Raw genomic sequence first — 17126 nt, forward strand, 5'->3', positions numbered from 1 at the left:
CACAGCAGCCGCACCCCCGCGCGGAGACCGCACCTGGAGGAGACGCATGGCACCGCACAGCTCGGAGATCACGCACCGGTCGGTCGCATCGCCGGGCGGCCGGATCCACCTCGTCGAGCAGGGAACCGGGCCGCTCGTCCTGCTGGTCCACGGCTTCCCGGAGTCCTGGTACTCCTGGCGTCACCAGCTGCCGGTCCTGGCGGCGGCGGGGTACCGGGCGGTCGCCCTCGACGTGCGCGGCTACGGCCGCTCCTCCAAGCCGGCCGCGACGGACGCGTACCGGATGACCGAACTCGTGGAGGACAACGCCGCGGTGGTGCGCGCCCTGGGCGAGGAGTCGGCCGTGGTCGTCGGCCACGACTGGGGCGCCACCATCGCCGCGCATTCCGCCCTCCTCAGGCCGGAGGTCTTCCGCGCGGTGGGCTTGCTGAGCGTTCCCTACACCCCGCCCGGCGGCCCCCGGCCCACCAGTGTCTTCGCCCGGATGGGCGGGGGCGAGGAGTTCTACGTCTCCTACTTCCAGGAGCCCGGCCGTGCCGAGGCCGAGATCGAACCCGATGTACGCGGCTGGCTCGCAGGCTTCTACGCGGCGCTGTCCGCCGGCACCATGCCCGCGGCCGGCGCTCCGGACCCGCACTTCGTCAGCGAGGGCGGGACACTGCGCGACCGGTTCCCCGGCGGCCGGCTGCCCGGCTGGCTCGGTGAGCGGGATCTCGACGTGTACGCCGCCGAGTTCGAACGCACCGGCCTGACCGGCGCACTGAACCGGTACCGGAACATGGACCGCGACTGGGAGGATCTCACCCCTCACGCCGGCGCCCCCCTCACCCAGCCCTCGGTGTTCATCGGCGGCGGTCTGGACGCCTCCACCACCTGGCTGGCCGACGCGATCGACGCCTACCCGGTCACGCTGCCGGGCCTGGTCTCCTCCCACATCCTCGACGGCTGCGGCCACTGGATCCAGCAGGAGCGCCCCGCCGAGGTCAACCGCATCCTCACCGACTGGCTGGGGGAGCTGCCCGGTTGAGACGTGCCGCCCTGGGGCGGGGAGCGGTCCTGCCGCCCTGGGGCGGGGAGACGCATCGGCTCGGCAGCCACCGTGAAGGGCCCCGACGGGGGGTCACCCCCGTGGCGTCGGCCGGCCGGCGGATCCCGCTCCGGGGCGCGGCCGTCCCGGGTGTTCAGGCCGGGCAGGAGTCCCGGTCAGCCGGCCCGGTCGTGGTCGGCCAGGACCGCCTCGATCACGCGCAGTTCGGCCGCCGCCCGCTCCCCGTCCGCGCCGGGGAGCCCGGTCAGGTTCAGCAGCGCCTTCCACAGCGCCCAGCCCCGGGCACGCGCCCAGGCGGCGACGGCACAACGAGATGTCGCCCGGCCGCTCGGCCCGCCTGCCCGGGGGCCGGTCTCAGCGGCGACCGGCCGCGTACGTCACGAACGCGGACCAGGCCGCCGTGCTGAAGACGAGCGCGGGGCCGGTGGGGGTCTTGCTGTCGCGGACCGGGACCAGGGCGGGGAAGGTGTCCGACACCTCGACGCAGTTGGTGCCACCGCCGTCGCTGTAGCTGGACTTGCGCCAGTTTGCGGTGGAGAGGTCGAGCGTACGGTTCATGGTCTGTGCTCCTCCAAGACGCCCCGGATAAACGCCATTGAGTCCGACGGGGACAGCGCCCGGTCTCGGACCCGATCGTAGGACAGCCGATAGTCGGCGACCTTGTCGGCCTCGTCGATCAACTCGCCGAATCCGTTGCCCTCCACGTAGGCAACCGAGCTGCCGTCCCGCTCCCACAACAGCCACAGGTGGCTGCCCATCAATCCGTGGATTCCTGCGGTGAAAGGCAGGACTTGCAGTACGACGGACGGGAGTCGTGTGACGTCGACAAGGTGTGCCAGTTGGTCCACCCAGACCTGCGGATCGGCGGTCGGGCGACGGAGAGCGACTTCATCCAGAATCACACGGACCTGGGGTGCCGGGCTGCGATGTAACAGGTCTTGGCGACTCATGCGCGCCGCGACCTGCTCCTCGATCAACTCCGCCTTGTCGTCGGATGTCTGTGACGCCGACAGGACCTCCCGCGCGTACTCCTCCGTCTGGAGCAGGCCCGGAACGGCCAGCTGGTACATCCACATGATGCGTGCCACGTTCTCCAGCCGCATGAACTCCTTGTACCGGTCCTTGAAGACCTCCTTGCGCGCCACCTTCCAGAGCTGCACCAGCAGCCCCCCGGAGTCGTAGAACCGGTCCAGGTCCTCCATCACCGCGAGCTTCGAGAGCCGTTGGCTCACCTCCAGGCGGTAGAGGTAGCTCTTGTCGTAGCGGGTCTTCTCGGCGAGCTGGCCCAGCGACAGGCCGGCCTTCTCGCGCAGGTAGCGCAGGGCCCGGCCGAGAGCGGCGCGCCCCGACTCCTCGTCCGTGGGCGTGAGTTCGGTCATCGGCGGCCCTCCGTTGTCCTGCGCGCGGGCAATCGTGTCCACCTGCCCGAGCGTACGGCGGGAGCGTCATCATCGGAGCACGATCCGTCACCGTCACCCGCCGGTGGGACCCACCGCCCGCCGGCCGTCAGGAGCAGTCATGGCCGACCTTCCTCCCCGTCTCCTTCCCTGGACCTCCCCGGAGGGCAAGCCGTGCTGGCTCAGCACCGACGACCCCGACAGCCGGATGTCGCGGCTGGCCGACGACATGGAGGCCGAGCAGATCGAGTGCGGCGAGGAGGTGTGGGCCGGGTCGCGCGCCGTCCTGGCGGACCGGGCGGCGGGGGAGCGGGCGGTGCGGTTCGCGCTCACCCGGGCCACCGAGTCGCTGGGGGACGTCCTGCGGATCGCACGCAGCAGGGGGCACCGGATGCACGGGGAATCCCCGGAGATTGCCGCGCAAAACTGAACCGAACCAGCCACTTCGTACATACCGTTCCGCCCCCGTCGGCCCCGTCCGCGTTCGATTACAGTGCTCCGCAGTTACCGCGCAGTCGCACACGGGAACGGACCGACCGGGAGACGGGGAGGGGCACGGTGGGCTCAGGGACCACGGTTGTCTGGGGCCGTGCCGAACAGCAGGACTTCCGCAGCCGGGTGCGCGGCGCACTGCTCGGCGGCGCCATCGGCGACGCGCTCGGGGCCGGCGTCAGCGGGCTCACGCTGGAGGAGATCCGCGAGGCCCACGGGGCCGACGCCGTCACCGACTTCGTCCCCGCACACGGCGGGCGCGGCTGTGTCACCGCCGTCACCCAGCTCACCCTGTTCACCGTCGACGGGCTGATCCGCGCCCAGGTCCGCCGCGACACCGGCGCCTGGCACCCGCCCACCGACGTGCACCAGGCCCATCTGCGCTGGGCCGCCACCCAGCACGACTGGGGCCCCGACGAGCGGCGCAAGGACAACGGCTGGCTCGCCGGGCAGGAGTGGCTCTACACCCGCCGAGCGCCCACCCGGGAATGCCTGGGGGGCTTCGGGGACACGGTCATGGGCACCCTCGACCGGCCCAAGAACCCCGCCGCGCACGACTCGGCCGCGCTCACCCGCTCCGCCCCGTTCGGGCTGCTCGTCGGGTGGGAGCCGCAGCTCGTGCTCCAGCTGGCCGTCGAGTGCGCCGCCCAGACCCACGGCCACCCCACCGCCCTGCTCTCCGCCGGCGCCCTCGCCGTGATGGTGCACGGTCTGGCGCGGGGCGAGACCCTGGACGGCTCCGTGCAGCACGCGCTGGCGCTCCTCGCCGAGCGGCCCGGCCACGAACCCGTCACCGAGGCGCTCCAGCAGGCCCTCGGCACCGTGCGCCAGGGCATCCCCGGGCCCGCCCTCATCGAGGCGCTGGGCGCGACGGACTCCGCCGAGGAGGTCCTCGGCGTGGCCCTGTACTGCGCCCTGGTCGGCGAGGACATCCGGCACGGCCTGCGGCTGGCCGTGAACCATGGCGGCCCGTCCGCGGCCACCGGGGCGGTGTGCGGGGCGCTGCTCGGCGCGCTGCACGGCGAGACCGCGCTGCCCCCGGCCTGGCTCGCCGAGCTGGAGGGGCGCGCCACGCTCCTGGAGCTGGCCGACGACTTCGCCATGGAGATGACGCAGGGACCCGCCCTGCACAGCCCGGCCGCGGCCGCCCCGGGCTGGCTGGCCCGCTACCCGCGCGGCTGAACCCCCGGAACAGGGAGGAGGGGCGGGCCGTCCGCACGGAAGCCGCCGCATCCGTCCGTACCACCCGCCCCTCACCCCCGTACGGCCGCAGGCGTCAGTCCTTCACGCCCTTCGCGACCGCCACGTCCTGCGGACCCCCCTGCGCCGGAACGCCCGCACCGGCCGCCGGGCCGTCGCCGTCCGAGTTGATCCGCTCGATGATCGCGTCGCGCTCCGGGGTGTCCTCCGGCTTGATGAAGCCGATGACGACGTAGAGCACCAGCGAGATCGCCAGCGGCAGGGCCACCTGGTACTGCAGGGCGACGTCCGTCTTCACCGAGCCGTCGAAGTTGTAGTTGGTGAAGTAGAAGGCCAGCAGCCCCGCCGCCCAGCTGGTGAGCGCCGCCGTCGGTCCCGACTTACGGAACCTGCGCAGCAGGCCGAGCATGAACGGGATCGCGATCGGGCCCATCAGACCGGCGACCCACTTGATGACGACCGAGATGATGTCCTTGAACGTCGGCGAGTTGATCTGCGTCGCCAGCGCCATGGACAGGCCGAGGAAGCCGAGCGTGGAGAGCCGCGCGGCCATCAGGCCGGCCCGCTCGCTCCAGTTGCGGGCGGCCTTGGAGAAGACCGGCGCGATGTCGCGGGTGAAGACCGCCGCGATGGCGTTGGCGTCCGAGGAGCACATGGCCATCGTGTGCGAGAAGAAGCCGACGACGACCAGGCCCAGCAGCCCGTGCGGCAGCAGCTGCTCGGTCATCAGCGCGTAGCTGTCCGAGGCGTCCGGCTTCTGCGCGTGGACGAGCAGCGGGGCGCACCACATCGGGAAGAACAGGACCGTGGGCCAGACCAGCCACAGAAGGGCGGAGAGCCGCGCCGAGCGGGTCGCGGAGGCGGCGGAGTCCGTGGCCATGTAGCGCTGGGCCTGGTTCCACATGCCGCCGTTGTACTCGAACGTCTTGATGAACAGGTACGCCAGCAGGAAGGTCACGGTGTACGGACCGGCCGTCGGGTCCGTGTGGCCCTCGGGCAGCTTGTCCCAGACCGTCCACAGGGTGCTGAAGCCGTCCAGCTTGCTCATCGCGGTGACGAGCATCGCGATGCCGGCGAACAGCTGGATGACGAACTGCCCCAGCTCGGTGAGCGCGTCGGCCCACAGACCGCCGACCGTGCAGTAGACGGCCGTGATGAGACCGGTGATGAAGATGCCCTGGGTCAGGGTGATGCCCGTGAAGACGGAGAGCAGGGTGGCGATGGCCGCCCACTTGGCGCCGACGTCCACGATCTTCAGCAGCAGACCGGACCAGGCGAGCGCCTGCTGGGTCTGGATGTTGTAGCGGTTCTTCAGGTATTCGAGCGGCGAGGCGACGTGCAGCCGCGAGCGCAGCCGGTTGAGCCGGGGAGCGAAGAGCTTGGAGCCGATCCCGATGCCGATGGCGATGGGGAGGGACCACGTCACGAAGGAGGTGACGCCGTACTGGTAGGCGATGCCGGCGTATCCGGTGAACATGACGGCGCTGTAGCCGGACATGTGGTGCGAGATGCCGGAGAGCCACCACGGCATCTTCCCGCCGGCCGTGAAGAAGTCGCTGACGTTGTCGACGCGCTTGTGGGACCAGAGCCCGATCGCGATCATCACGCCGAAGTAGCCGATGAGCACGACCCAGTCGAGACTGTTCATATCCCCCTCCTGGGGTCCGCCTTGTGAACGGGTACGCACTTCGTCAGTACGGCCGGTCAGCGGGGCCCCCGTGCGGGAAGCGGGGACTTCGGGGATTGAACCGCCTGTTCGGTCCCTCGGTCAAGGTCTTCAGCGGTCAGGGATGTGAACGCAGATCAGCAAGACGAACGATTTTACGTGTTCTTGACCAACGAAGCCGTTGTCGTGAACGTGACGGCGGCCACACGATGATCGGGCACTTCGTCAGGCTGTGCAGAAGAACAGAGAACGTCCAGGAGCGCCGAAGAGCACAGAAAGACCGCACGGGATGCGGGTCCCGTGCGGCCGAGAAGGAGGAGAGCCGACACTGCCGAACTCCCCGCGCGGCGCGTCCCCGCGCCCGCGCCTCAGCGCATCAGCTCGCCTGCGTTGACCAGCAGGGACTGCCCGGTGATCGCCCGTGCCCGGTCGGAGGCCAGGAAGACGGCCGCATCCGCCACATCGCCGTCCGTCGCCAGCTCGGGAAGCGCCATGCGCCCCGAGAGCCTCCCCAGCACCTCGGCCTCGGGCACCTGCTCGGTGTGGGCGGTGAACTGCACGTAGGCCCGCACCGGCGGCCCCCACATCCAGCCCGGCAGCACGGTGTTCACCCGGATCCGGTGGGGCCCGAACTCCCACGCCATGGAGTACATCGCCGAGGTGAGCGCGCCCTTGGAGGCCGCGTACGCCGCCTGCCGCACCTGGGACGGCGCGGCCACCGCGGACTGCGTCCCGATGACGACGACCGAGCCGCCCCGCTCCTTGAGGGCGGGCAGACAGGCGCGCGTCATCCGCAGGGTGCCGAGCAGATTGACGTCGACGACCGCCTTCCAGGTGTCCAGATCGGCGTCCTCGACGCCGCCGAAGTAGCTGTCCCAGGCGGCGACATGGACCACCGCGTCGATCCGCCCGAACCGCTCCACGGCCAGCGCCGCGAGCGCCCCGCACTGCCCCTCGTCGGTGATGTCGGTCGCGCGGTGCGCGGTGTGCAGCCCCTCGGGGTCGATCTCACCGGCCGACTTGGCGAGGTTGGCGGCGGTACGCGCCCCGAGGACCGCGTTGCCCCCGTCGCGCACGACCGCGGCCGCTATCCGATGCCCGAGCCCGGCTCCGACCCCGGACACCACGACGGTCTTCCCCGCGAGCAACATCGGCGCCTCCCGGCTCTGGAACTTTTTCTGACGGGGCGTCAGAGTAGGTCCCTCCGGCGGAGTACGGAAGGGGAACGGCATGAGCGAGGGAGCGAAGGGTGAGGGGGCGCGGGACGGCGGGACGCGGAGTGACGCGTACGCCGAGCTGGCGGCACGGGGGCCCTACGGAGTCCGTCCCGGCCACGCGCTGATCACCATGGTGGAGCCACACCCCGGCCATGAGTTCGCGTACAACCGCTGGTACGAGGACGATCACTACTACGCAGGCGCGATGGCGATGCCCTGGATGTTCGCCGGCCGGCGCTGGGTGGCCACGCGGGAGCTCCAGGAACTGCGCTACCCGGAGACCTCCGCCGTCGCGCAGCCCGTGGGAGCAGGGTGCTACCTGTCCACGTACTGGGTGACGGACGGGCGCTATGACGACCACATGAGGTGGACCGTCGGCATCAACAAGCGGCTGAACCGCGACGGCCGGGTCTACCAGGATCGGACCCACGTCTTCACGGCGTTCCAGGACCACGAGGCCACGGTCTACCGGGACGGGGCCGCGGGGCCGCGGGACTTCCACGCGCTCGACCATCCGTACCGCGGACTGGTCCTTCAGGTGATCGACGCGGAGGGGCCGGGGCAGCGGGCCGAACTGCTGGAGTGGCTGCGCACCCGGCATCTGCCGAAGCGGCTCAGCGGGTCGCCCGCGGCGATGGTGACGGTGTTCCGTCCCACGCCGCTGCCGGGCGACCGGATGACCTATGTGAAGCAGGTCGAGGGCGTCGACACCCGGCTGACCCTGCTCTGGTTCCTCCAGGAGGATCCGCGAGCGTGCTGGGCGGAGCACTTCGCCGGGCTCGACGCGACGGTGGCGGACTCGGGTCTGGGGCGGGTGGAGCTGGTGGCGCCGTTCGTCCCGACCGTGCCGGGAACGGACCGGTACGTCGATCAGCTGCGCTGAAGCGAGCGGCGGACGGTGCCGCCGTGCGGCGGTCCCGCTCCCCGGCCTCGCGCGGGGAGCCCTCTCGGCCAGGACGGCGAACCGGGCGAGAGGGCCACCGGCAGCACCTGGATCGGCGCGGCGATACGGCGTAAGGAAAACATCGGTCAGATGTCGGCGGAGCCCTTGGCGACATCGCGGACGAAGGCGGTCCAGGCACCGGGGACGAAGGTGAGCGAAGGGCCCTCGGGGGCCTTCGAGTCACGTACGGCAATCGCTTGCACGAGAGGGGACTTGACTTCGACGCAGGCGCCGTTGCCCCCGGAATACGACGACTTCGTCCAGTTTTCCGTAGCACCCTGACGAATGGCCATGTTCACTCCGGTTCAAAGAGTTGTGCGAGCGCCACGGGTTTTCCCGTTGGCGTGATCGACGCTACTCGCCAAGCTCGCCGCGTGGAGGGGCCGTTCACTCGACCGGATGGCTTCTACCCTGCAGGTCTTCCGTTACGAGGTGGCGACGGTGTACCGTGCCGTCGCCCCACCCGTAACATCGCTTCATTATTCCCATACCGGACTTTGTGGGCTGGCTGGTTTACACGCCCGTCCAGGGGGAGCAGGGCCCCTGTGCCGGGGAGTTCACTCCGTGTTCAGGCGGGTGTACTCCTTCGCGATCCCCTCGATGAAATGCCGGGTCTGCTCCACATTCAGCGCCTGCGCCCTCAGGTGCTCGTACATGACGCTGTACCGCTGGACGTCATGCGCCTTCTCCAGATAGAGGTCGCTGGTGACGCCCTCGATATAGACCACGCTGGAATCCGCGGCGTCCGGGAATTCCAGAATGGCGTACTGCCCGTTGATGCCCGGGTGGGCGCCCATGTCGAACGGCAGCACCTGGACGGTCACGTGCGGCAGGTGCGACAGCTCCACCAGGCGCTCCAGCTGCTCGATCATCACCTGCTTGCCGCCGACCAGCCGGCGCAGCGCGGACTCGTCGATGACGGCCCACAGGCGCAGGGGGTGCTCCGGATCGGTGATCCGGTCCTGCCGGCGGGAACGGACGCTGACGCGCTTGTCGATGTCCGACGGCGGGGCCTCCGGCAACGCGCCGTTGATCAGCGCCTCGGCGTACTGCCGGGTCTGCAGCAGGCCGGGGATCACCTGGGGTTCGTACACCCGCAGCGATTCGGCGTCGGTCTCCAGGCCGATGTAGACGCTGTACGGGATGTCGCCGAAGGCGTGCCACCAGCCCTGCTGGCGGGAGTCCTTGGCCATCTGCATGAGCGAGTCGACGATGCGCACGTCCTCGACCTCGTACACCCCGCAGAGATCGCGCACGTCGCGCTGGCTGATGGAACGGCGGCCGTTCTCCAGGCGGCTGATCTTGGACTGCGAGACCAGCAGCCGCTCCGCGACCTCCTCGGCCGTCATGCCCTTGACCTCGCGCAGTCGGCGCAATTCCTGACCCAACCGGCGTCGCCTGACGGTGGGATTGACGTTGGACGGCACGGAAACGGCACCTCCGGCTATGTAGCTGTGCGTATCTACTGCTCAGCAGATTGCCACCCGCCGCCCCGGCCGCGCTGGAAAACGCCCACACGCAGCGGCGCGGGGCAGCCGGTGGTAACGGCTGCCCCGCGCTTGGTGCGGCTCCCGAACCGGGTCTGTGGGGACGACGGCGCGGCGGTATGCGGTTGTCGCTGTGGTGCGGTGTGGTGCTGGGTGAAGCGGGTGGTGCGGGTGCTGCGTCGACGCCCGTGCGGCCCTCCTAGTGGACCGCGGTGTGCGCCATGCTGTCGCGGCGTGACTGCGACTGCACTTGCTGTTGCAACGGAACGCCGGCCGCCTGGTTGCGGCGCGGTTGTACGACCGCCCCGTTCTGGACGTCCATCACGGCATGCGCCACGAGACCGCCCATCGGGTCGTGCCTGATCAGGTCCCGGAGCCGGGAGCGCGAGGAGCGCCCCTCGTTCCCGGGGTACAGGTGCTTGCCGAGTCCGACCGCGTGGGCCAGTGCGGCGAGCGCCGCGGTCCGCGGGTCCGGCGGTACGCCGGTGCGGATCGCACTGTCCAGCCTGGCTCTGATGTCCCGGCTGATTGCCGTGTCCGTCGCCTGGTAGCGAGTCGTCGGCAGCACTCCGCACATCTGGCCCGCCACGGCATGCACCATGCCGCACCGCTCCAGATGAGCGAGGTAAATCTGGCGGAGCCCCAGCCGGGGTCCGCCGATCCAGTGGACGGCCCGGACCGGGCTGCCGCGTCTGCGCAGCAGTTCCAGTGCGGAGTCCAGGGTCGGATCTCCTGTCGGCCGTGGCATCACCACGGCGATACGATCCCCATCAGGGGCTATCCGTCCTGCCAGAGCCAGCTCTACTAGCTGTGCTCCGGCGAGGCCGAGGTCGAGCGACTGCGGCTGCGCTGTGGTACCCGTGGTCGGGTCCAGAGCGAGCAGCAGAAGCTCCTCCGGAATTGTTCTGCGGCTCCTGCCCATCCATGCCTCCCCGCGTGGATGAGTGACAGGGTGACCCCTCTCACATCTGTCTGTCGAGAGCGCCTGGGTGCTTTGTGAGGGAACCAGTAGGTATGTCGTTCTCGTCTAGCAGCCCGGCCAAGGGTTCACACGGGACACTGGTAGATGGTTCGGACAGCGCGGGGATGTCCCCGCGCCGCATGGAGGAGGCATCGGTGGCGGGCGAGTCCCCCGACAAGTCGGAGCAGCAGAAGTCGTCGGGAACGACTCGGAGCGACGCCGATCCGCGTCTTGCCGTGTTCCGTGAACCGGCCTCTCCGGCGGAGCCCGGAGACGGCGCGGACACGGCGACGGCCGTTTTCCGCACCCCGCGGCCCGAGGCGGCGGCGGAGGGCGCGGCGGACGCCGAGGGCACGGCTGCGGAAGCGGCGGGTGCCGAGGCCGGTGCCTCCGCTTCGGGCGAGGCCGGTGTCTCCGCTTCGGACGAGGCCCGGGAACCGGAGGGGGAACCGGAGGCGGTGACTTCTCCGGAGCCGCAGCCGACCTTGGCCGCCGAAGGGGCCGCAGAGGCCTCAGAAGGCCCTGAGAGCCCTGCGGGGCCCTCGGAGGCCGCGCAGGACGCCGCGGAGGCGCCTGAGGAGCCTGTGGAGCCCGTGGGGGCCGACGTGGAGCCGGCGGAGGAGCCCGCCGCGTCTGTCGGCGAGCACGCGGAGTCCGCGGAGCCTGCCGTGGAGCCCGCCGCGCCTGCCGCGGAGCCCGCCGAGCCTGCGGGTGAGCGCGCGGAGTCCGTCGAGCCGGACGGCGAGCCGGCCGAGTCCGTCGCGGAACCTTCCGCCGAGCCCGAGCCCGAGCCCGAGCCCGAGCCCGAGCAGGGCGATGCGCGGCTGCGTGCCGCCGTCGCCGCGTGGGTGTCCAAGGACGGGGACGCGAGTGACGCGCCGGCCCCTGGTGCGGAACCCGCCCCGGAAGCCGGTGCGGGTGCCGCTGCCGATGCCGTGCCCGATGCCGACGCCGGTGCCGCAGGCGATCCTGCGCCCGAGTCCCACGACGACGACGCGGCTGGGGCGGAGGCTGACGACGCGGCTGCTTCGGAGCCTGAGCCGGAGGAGGCCGACGAGACGCCCGGGGCCGACGAGGCAACGGCCGCGTCCGCCGGGTTGGACGACGCCGGGTCCGACGATGCCGGGTCCGACGATGCCGGGTCCGACGACGAGGCCGATGACCGCGAGGCCGACAACCGCGACACCGCTTCCGGCACCGCTTCCGAGGCGCGCGTTCCGCGCAGCCGCGAGGAATCCGGCGACGAGGCACAGCCCGCCGGGGACACGCGAGGAATCGATCAGGCGACGGCCGTCTTCAAGGCGCCGAAGCTGCCCCGCGTCGACCAGCCGACGACCGCGCTCAAGATCACGCGGCCGCCGGCGAAACCGGAGACGGGGTCCCGGCCGGAGGCCCCTGCCGAGCGGACCAGCAAGTTCGTACCGCTGCGTGCGGACGACGTGCGCCCGGCCCCCGCTCCCCGTGCGCCGGAGAGGCCCGCCGCCGGTTCCGCCGGTCAGCAGCCGCCGGCCGTGTCGCTCGGCGAGGCCGAGCGGACCCGGCAGCAGCCGATGCCGCCCCGGCCGCCGCTCGACCTGCTCGCGGAGCTGACGAACACCCCGCCGCCGCCGGAGACCCCGGTCCGCACGGCCGTGCGGCGGGTCAAGATCTGGACCCCGCTGGTCCTCCTGCTGCTGATCGTCTTTGCGATCGTGCAGATGGTGCGCCCGCTGCCGACGCCCGCGCTCACGATGACGGCGGAGCCGGCGTACACCTTCAAGGGCGGCGACCTGAACCTCAGCTGGCCGGAACAGGGCCAGTCGGCGGTCACCGTGGACGGGGTCGGCTCGCTCGGTTCGGCCGGGGCGCAGAAGCCGGCGCCCATCGCCAGCGTCGCCAAGATCATGACGGCGTACGTGGTCCTCAAGGAGCACCCGCTCAGCGGCAAGGAGACGGGCGAGAAGATCACCGTCGACCAGCAGGCGGAGGACGAGTCCAAGCTGGGCGACGAGTCCACCGCCCCGATCAGCAAGGGACAGCAGTTCACCGAGAAGCAGCTGCTCCAGCTCCTGATGATCCCCTCGGGGAACAACGCCGCGCGCCTCTTCGCCCGCTGGGACTCCTCCGAGTCCGAGTTCATCGCGAAGATGAACGCCGCGGCCAAGGACCTCGGGATGAACGACACCACGTACACGGACCCCAGCGGTCTGAAGAAGACGACGGTCTCCACCGCCACCGACCAGCTGAAACTGGCCAAGGCCGTGATGCAGAACGAGATCCTGCGCGAGATCGTCGACACGCCGGAGATCAAGATCGACGGCATCGACGGGACGATCTACAACAACAACACGATCCTGCTGAAGCCGGGTGTGAGCGGCATCAAGACCGGCTCCTCCACGCCGGCCGGCGGCAACCTGGTCTGGTCCGCCAACACGGTCGTGGACGGCAAGAAGCTCTGGATCTACGGAGCCGTGATGGGTCAGCAGGCGGGCACGGGCCAGCCGTACGACAGCCTGCTGATGTCGCTGAACAACAGCCTCAAGCTGATCCAGGACGCGCAGAAGGCCGTGACGTCCGCCACCGTCGTCAAGAAGGGTGATGTCGTCGGGTACGTCGACGACGGGTTCGGGGGCCGTACGCCTCTGGTCGCCACCGGTGACCTCAAGGCGAAGGGCTGGGCGGGTCTCAAGGTGCGGCTGTCCGTGCAGGGCAACGGCAAGGAGATCACCCGCAGCATGACGGCGGGCACGAAGGTCGGCGTCGTGACCGTGGGGACGGGCCCCGGCAAGGTCAGCGCCCCGGTCGCTCTCCAGCAGGACCTCAAGGATCCGGACTTCGGCCAGAAGCTGACCCGGATCAACTGACGCTCCCTGCGGCCGGGGACCGGTGGCGCCCTGCGAGGCACCACCGTCCCCGGCTCCGTCGCACGCCCCCCGTCCCCGCTCCCTCGTGCGGCACCGGCTCCCCGCTCCGTCGTGCGAGGCACCTCACGGGCCTTCGAGGGCTCTTTCCGGGCGCCGACGAGAACGTGCGTGTTAGCGTCCCGGGGGCAACGCGTGGACCCTGGAACGCGTCTTTCCGCCCATGAGACCCGAGCAGGCAAGCCGGCGGTTCCAACGCGTCCGGGGAGGGACGGGGAGAGTCGCAGTGAGCACGGCCGAGCCGACACGGGCGAGCAGCACGTCTTCCGCGCCCTCCACGAGGAGCGCCGGCGGACCGGACGGACCGGACGGACCGGACGGACCGGACGGACCCTCTGGGATCACCGGCTGGTTCGTCGGTTTCAAGGAGCGCTGCCTGAGGCACCCGGTCCTGCTGACGACCGCGGTCGCGGCGGCCGTCCACATGCTCTGGTTCCTCTTCTTCGCCAACAGCGGCGGCGACATCGCCGCCCAGGACGCCTGGGCCGAGTTCGTCGGCCGGCACCCGGGGACGGCGTACAACCTGGCCTGGTACGGGGGCATGCACCCCGTCTCCTACAGCGTCGTCTCGCCGTATCTGATGTCCCTGCTCGGCGTCCGCACGACGATGATGATCGCCGGGACGGTCTCGGCGGGGCTGACCTCGCTGATCCTGTACCGGGTGAAGGCGGTGCGCAATCCGCTGGCCTGCTCGATGGCCGGTGTCTTCGCGTATCTGTGCAACGCGCTGTCGGGCCGGGTGACCTTCGGACTCGGCATGATGTTCGCGGTCGGCGCGACGGCCGCGGTGTTCTGCTGGCCCCACCGCTGGCGCTACAAGCGCTGGGCGAAGGCCGCGGTCGCCGCCCCGCTGGCCGCGCTCGCGACGGCGGGCAGTCCCGTGGCCGGGCTCTTCCTCGGTGTGATCGCGGCCGCGCTGTTCCTGAACAAGCGGCGCCCCGGTGCGTACGCCCTGGGGCTGGCGCCGGTCGTGGTGGTGGCGCTGTCGGCGTGGCTGTTCCCGTTCTCCGGCACGCAGCCGATGTCGGTCGCGACGTTGTCGGGGCCGTTCATCTTCGCCTGCCTCATCTTCTTCCTGGTGCCGGGCGACTGGAAGACGGTGCGCACCGCGGCCGCCGTGTACGGCATCGGGACGCTGCTGACGTACGTGATCGACTCGCAGATCGGCTCGAACGTCTCGCGGATGGTGATGCTGTTCGCCGGGGTGGTGCTGCTGGCCGCGCTGCCGTACACCGTGCCCCGCTCCCGTAAGTGGTACGCGGTCCTCCTCGCGTTCGCCGGGCTGAACATCTGGATCGGGTTCAAGGGCGTCGACGACATCGTCCGGACCGCGCCCACCGCGTCCTGGACGCGTGAGATGGCCCCGCTGGTCGACCAGCTCCAGAAGGTGGGTGCGGACAAGGGGCGGGTCGAGGTGGTGCCCCCGAGCAGCCACCGGGAGGCGGCCGCGATGCTGCCTTACGTCAATCTGGCCCGCGGCTGGAACCGGCAGGCCGACATGGAGCGCAACCCTCTCTTCTACGACGACACCCTCAACACCGTGAACTACCGCGAGTGGCTCGACCGCTGGGCCGTGCACTACGTGGTGCTGCCGACGGGCGACCCGGACTCCAGCGGCGCCGCCCAGGAGGCGGCGCTGGTCGACAAGGGGCTGCCGTACCTCAAGGCGATCTGGTCCGACGAGAACTGGCGGCTCTTCGCGGTCGACAGCCCCGTGCCGATGGCCGACCCGCCGGCGACGGTCGACGAGGCCGGCGCCGGCGAGCTGACCATCCACGTGAGGAAGGCGGGCCGGGTCCTGATCCGCATCCCGTACTCGCCCTGGCTCGCCGTCGTCGACGAAGAGGGCAGGAGCCTGGAGCGGCCGCAGGAGACCGAGGCGTCCAAGAAGCGTGCGGACAAGGACACCCCGAAGTCCTTCGCCAACACGAACGGCTGCCTGATCAAGGTCGAGGAGGACGAGCACGGCGACGAGTGGACGGAACTGCTCGCCCCACGCCCCGGTGTCTACCGGCTCGGAGCCCCGTACCAGCTGCAGCCCGGGACGCCGTGCCCGGACGAACTGCGCTGACGGCCGCGCGGCGGTCGGCGGGACCGGCCGGACCAATTCCGTACGAGCCCTCCCTGAGGGGACGCGGCACTGGCAGGGTGTGCTGCCATGAGGTGCCAACTGTGCGGCGGCGAGCGACGTGGTGCGCTGCCCGGTATGACCTGCCCCGACTGCGACTCCGTGACGCGTGCGGGCGGCGGGGACGGTGCGTGGATCGCCCGGGAGACGCTCGCGGGCCGGATATCCACGCTGCCGACGAGCCGTAAGGCCTGGCTGGCGGCGGGGGTGGTGGTGCTGACCGGCTCCCTGGTGACGGCGGTGTCGTTCTTCGCGTCGGCGGGCGGCGAGACCCGGACCGGGGCGGTCGGCCGGGCGGGTACCGGGGCCGGCGACCGGGCGGGCGGCGCTCCCGTCCGGATCAGCCCCTCGGCGGCGGGCCCGGCAGCCGACGCCTCTCCTTCCGCCTCGTCCTCGCCCCCGGGCCGGCCCGGATACCGCTACACGGCGTGGGCGGGCCCCGGCTGCTCGACGGGGGAGTACCGCGAGTACGGGCGCTTCGAGAACGGTGACGCGGGCTGGTACACGGTCGCCTCGGGGGGCTTCCACGGCAGCTCGTGCGACGGCCGGTTCAGCGCCGTCCCGATGTCCGGCAGCCCGGACGCGGACGGGGGGAACTCCGCCACCTGGTCCTGGCACCTGGGGTCCGGTTTCCGGGAGTGTGCGCTGACCGTCTTCGTCCCGCGCTCGGACCGGGACCGGGACGTCGCCGGGGACCCCACCGTCTACCGGGTGCTCTCCGACCCGGCGAACGCGGACTCGGCGTACACGGGCTTCGCCGTACGCCAGACCTTGCACCGGGGCAGCGCGGTCGAGGTGAACAGCTACCCGGTCAAGGGCGACACCTTCGCGGTCCGGCTGATCGACCGGGGCCGGGACTGGGGCAGCACACAGCTGGTGGGCGCGCACCACGCGGCGGCACAGCTGAAGGTGTCCTGCCGCTGAGGAGGCGGGTGCCGCCTGGCTGACCAGGGGTGGATGATGCCCGGATGAACCGTACGCGGACCACCTGGCGCAACACGACGCACGACTGGGCGGCCACCGTCGACCTCCGACACCTGGAGGGCATCCGGCGCGGCCCCGCCGCGTTCGCCCCCGGCGGCACGGGGCACCTGATCCTCGAAGTCCTCGCGTACGCCGCCGACGAGGCGGAGTGCAACGGCGGGGGCCGCGCCCTCGTCACGCTGCACGCCGACGGTTCGGTGTCCGTGGCGGACGACGGGCGGGGCACGGACACGCGCCGCGACGAGCGGGGTGAGACCGTGAAGAAGCCCGTGATGGCGACGGAGGACCTGCGGTTCTTCGCTCACCCCGAGGTGCAGACCCTTCCCGACGGACACCCGCGGCGGGGCATGTCCGTCGTCGCGGCGCTCAGCGAGCACCTCGTCCACACCAACCGCCGCCGCAACGGGTCCTGGTCCCAGCGCTACGCGCACGGGGTCCCCGTATCGGGTCTGGACCCGGTCGACGACGACGGCACGACGGGCACGCTGGTCCACTTCCACCCTGCTGGACGCCTGGGGGCAGGGACAGGGACAGGGCCAGGGGACCGTGCGGGTGTGGCGGTGGACGAGCTGATGCGGTGGGCGACGGCGTGGCCGGATCTGACCGTCGAGGTCGCTGACCGGCGTGCGGGCTGAGGGGGATGGTCCCGGGGCCAACGAGCGGCGTGCGGGCTGAGGGGGACGGTCCCGGGGGCCACGAGCGG

The 17126-nt window shown here is 71.2% G+C and carries 15 protein-coding genes; 8 read left to right on the plus strand and 7 right to left on the minus strand.

What is annotated here, in order from left to right; translation table 11 throughout:
- Positions 1-46: 46 nt before the first annotated feature.
- A complete protein-coding gene (locus tag E6R60_RS19950) occupies positions 47-1027 on the plus strand; it encodes an alpha/beta hydrolase (protein WP_136327958.1) in 981 nt (326 codons plus the stop codon).
- 375 nt (positions 1028-1402) lie between these two features.
- Here the strand turns inward: E6R60_RS19950 and E6R60_RS19960 are convergent, their stop codons facing one another.
- Positions 1403-1606, minus strand: coding sequence for a DUF397 domain-containing protein (locus tag E6R60_RS19960; RefSeq protein WP_136327959.1), 204 nt, complete (start codon positions 1604-1606; stop codon positions 1403-1405).
- A complete protein-coding gene (locus E6R60_RS19965; RefSeq protein ID WP_136328100.1) occupies positions 1603-2427 on the minus strand; it encodes a helix-turn-helix transcriptional regulator in 825 nt (274 codons plus the stop codon). Before E6R60_RS19965 ends, E6R60_RS19960 begins: the two co-directional genes overlap by 4 nt.
- A gap of 139 nt (positions 2428-2566) precedes the next feature.
- Between E6R60_RS19965 and E6R60_RS19970 the strand changes: the two genes are divergently transcribed.
- Positions 2567-2875, plus strand: a complete 309-nt coding sequence (locus E6R60_RS19970; RefSeq protein WP_136327960.1) for a hypothetical protein — start codon at positions 2567-2569, stop codon at positions 2873-2875.
- A gap of 128 nt (positions 2876-3003) precedes the next feature.
- The gene (locus E6R60_RS19975) at positions 3004-4119 is read left to right on the plus strand and encodes an ADP-ribosylglycohydrolase family protein (RefSeq protein ID WP_136327961.1); all 1116 of its coding nucleotides are present in this window, start codon (positions 3004-3006) and stop codon (positions 4117-4119) included.
- 94 nt (positions 4120-4213) lie between these two features.
- Here the strand turns inward: E6R60_RS19975 and E6R60_RS19980 are convergent, their stop codons facing one another.
- Positions 4214-5785, minus strand: coding sequence for a sodium:solute symporter family protein (locus tag E6R60_RS19980; protein ID WP_136327962.1), 1572 nt, complete (start codon positions 5783-5785; stop codon positions 4214-4216).
- Between the two features lie 386 nt (positions 5786-6171).
- Positions 6172-6954 carry an SDR family oxidoreductase gene (locus tag E6R60_RS19985; protein WP_136327963.1) on the minus strand — a complete coding sequence of 261 codons (783 nt, stop codon included), beginning with the start codon at positions 6952-6954 and terminating at the stop codon, positions 6172-6174.
- Between the two features lie 79 nt (positions 6955-7033).
- On the opposite strand from E6R60_RS19985, the gene E6R60_RS19990 reads away from it, so the two are divergent.
- Positions 7034-7903 (plus strand): hypothetical protein, encoded by an 870-nt coding sequence (locus E6R60_RS19990; protein ID WP_136327964.1) that lies wholly within the window; start codon positions 7034-7036, stop codon positions 7901-7903.
- Between the two features lie 146 nt (positions 7904-8049).
- Here the strand turns inward: E6R60_RS19990 and E6R60_RS19995 are convergent, their stop codons facing one another.
- The 3 genes from E6R60_RS19995 to E6R60_RS20005 form a co-directional block, all read right to left on the minus strand.
- The gene (locus E6R60_RS19995) at positions 8050-8256 is read right to left on the minus strand and encodes a DUF397 domain-containing protein (RefSeq protein ID WP_136327965.1); all 207 of its coding nucleotides are present in this window, start codon (positions 8254-8256) and stop codon (positions 8050-8052) included.
- Between the two features lie 264 nt (positions 8257-8520).
- On the minus strand, positions 8521-9390 hold the full coding sequence (locus E6R60_RS20000; RefSeq protein WP_136327966.1) for a helix-turn-helix transcriptional regulator: 870 nt from the start codon (positions 9388-9390) through the stop codon (positions 8521-8523).
- A 259-nt stretch (positions 9391-9649) separates the two neighbouring features.
- Entirely contained in the window at positions 9650-10372 is a 723-nt protein-coding gene (locus tag E6R60_RS20005; RefSeq protein WP_136327967.1) for a GPP34 family phosphoprotein, read from the minus strand.
- Between the two features lie 194 nt (positions 10373-10566).
- Here E6R60_RS20005 and E6R60_RS20010 point away from each other — a divergent pair, with 194 nt between their 5' ends.
- From E6R60_RS20010 to E6R60_RS20025, 4 genes are all read left to right on the plus strand, one after another.
- Complete coding sequence (locus E6R60_RS20010) at positions 10567-13254, plus strand: serine hydrolase (protein ID WP_206309471.1); 2688 nt, start codon at positions 10567-10569, stop codon at positions 13252-13254.
- A gap of 283 nt (positions 13255-13537) precedes the next feature.
- Positions 13538-15382: an MFS transporter gene (locus tag E6R60_RS20015; protein WP_136327968.1), complete on the plus strand. Its 1845-nt coding sequence runs from the start codon at positions 13538-13540 to the stop codon at positions 15380-15382.
- A 135-nt stretch (positions 15383-15517) separates the two neighbouring features.
- A complete protein-coding gene (locus E6R60_RS20020; protein WP_136327969.1) occupies positions 15518-16363 on the plus strand; it encodes an adhesin in 846 nt (281 codons plus the stop codon).
- Positions 16364-16407: 44 nt separating this feature from the next.
- Entirely contained in the window at positions 16408-17058 is a 651-nt protein-coding gene (locus tag E6R60_RS20025; RefSeq protein WP_136327970.1) for an ATP-binding protein, read from the plus strand.
- Positions 17059-17126 lie beyond the last annotated feature (68 nt).

This window comes from Streptomyces sp. A0642 (assembly GCF_004795105.1).
GTDB lineage: Bacteria > Actinomycetota > Actinomycetes > Streptomycetales > Streptomycetaceae > Streptomyces.

Excerpts from the sequence above, each read along its gene's own strand:
- E6R60_RS19950 (WP_136327958.1), top strand. The coding sequence starts at position 47 with ATGGCACCGCACAGCTCGGAGATCACGCACCGGTCGGTCGCATCGCCG.
- E6R60_RS19960 (WP_136327959.1), bottom strand. The coding sequence starts at position 1,606 with ATGAACCGTACGCTCGACCTCTCCACCGCAAACTGGCGCAAGTCCAGC.
- E6R60_RS19965 (WP_136328100.1), bottom strand. The coding sequence starts at position 2,427 with ATGACCGAACTCACGCCCACGGACGAGGAGTCGGGGCGCGCCGCTCTC.
- E6R60_RS19970 (WP_136327960.1), top strand. The coding sequence starts at position 2,567 with ATGGCCGACCTTCCTCCCCGTCTCCTTCCCTGGACCTCCCCGGAGGGC.
- E6R60_RS19980 (WP_136327962.1), bottom strand. The coding sequence starts at position 5,785 with ATGAACAGTCTCGACTGGGTCGTGCTCATCGGCTACTTCGGCGTGATG.
- E6R60_RS19985 (WP_136327963.1), bottom strand. The coding sequence starts at position 6,954 with ATGTTGCTCGCGGGGAAGACCGTCGTGGTGTCCGGGGTCGGAGCCGGG.
- E6R60_RS19990 (WP_136327964.1), top strand. The coding sequence starts at position 7,034 with ATGAGCGAGGGAGCGAAGGGTGAGGGGGCGCGGGACGGCGGGACGCGG.
- E6R60_RS19995 (WP_136327965.1), bottom strand. The coding sequence starts at position 8,256 with ATGGCCATTCGTCAGGGTGCTACGGAAAACTGGACGAAGTCGTCGTAT.
- E6R60_RS20005 (WP_136327967.1), bottom strand. The coding sequence starts at position 10,372 with ATGGGCAGGAGCCGCAGAACAATTCCGGAGGAGCTTCTGCTGCTCGCT.
- E6R60_RS20020 (WP_136327969.1), top strand. The coding sequence starts at position 15,518 with ATGACCTGCCCCGACTGCGACTCCGTGACGCGTGCGGGCGGCGGGGAC.
- E6R60_RS20025 (WP_136327970.1), top strand. The coding sequence starts at position 16,408 with ATGAACCGTACGCGGACCACCTGGCGCAACACGACGCACGACTGGGCG.